A 775-nucleotide genomic window follows, 5' to 3' on the forward strand; every position below is an offset into this window, starting at 1 on the left:
CTACCCACCAGGCACTGTCCGCAACCCCGATTCAGGGGCCAACGTTAGAACATCAAACATACAAGGGTGGTATTTCAAGGATGGCTCCACAGAAACTGGCGTCTCTGCTTCAAAGCCTCCCACCTATCCTACACATGTAGGCTCAATGTTCAGTGCCAAGCTGTAGTAAAGGTTCACGGGGTCTTTCCGTCTAGTTCGAAACTCTTTCGCGTCTCGAGGGCTGTGCATTCTACTCAACCCTGATTTGTTGTCAACACTTAATTTTGAGAAAGTTTAAAGTTTCTAAACTTAAGTTTTATTTGACTCCCTGAGTCGCTAGCGCCTCGCTATGCGTTGCTGCCTGCCGTCTCAGTGGGGTCGCATTATAGGGAGATTCGATTTCGACGCAACTAGACGGAAAGACCCCGTGAACCTTTACTACAGCTTGGCACTGAACATTGAGCCTACATGTGTAGGATAGGTGGGAGGCTTTGAAGCGGTGACGCCAGTTACCGTGGAGCCATCCTTGAAATACCACCCTTGTATGTTTGATGTTCTAACGTTGGCCCCTGAATCGGGGTTGCGGACAGTGCCTGGTGGGTAGACACTGACGCTCATGTACGAAAGCGTGGGGAGCAAACAGGATTAGATACCCTGGTAGTCCACGCCGTAAACGATGTCTACTAGAAGCTCGACTTTTCGGAGTTGTTTTTCAAAGCTAACGCATTAAGTAGACCGCCTGGGGAGTACGGCCGCAAGGTTAAAACTCAAATGAATTGACGGGGGCCCGCACAAG

General features: G+C 49.8%; 1 rRNA gene and 1 other annotated feature. The gene reads right to left on the reverse strand.

Annotated elements, in window-relative coordinates:
- Positions 1 to 194 (reverse strand): 23S ribosomal RNA (locus tag C2M36_RS06750); the annotation flags it as partial.
- A 190-nt stretch (positions 195 to 384) separates the two neighbouring features.
- Positions 385 to 775 (forward strand) — a sequence feature (most likely nonfunctional fraction of RNA operon).

The organism is Pseudoalteromonas sp. T1lg75 (assembly GCF_002964705.1).
GTDB lineage: Bacteria > Pseudomonadota > Gammaproteobacteria > Enterobacterales > Alteromonadaceae > Pseudoalteromonas.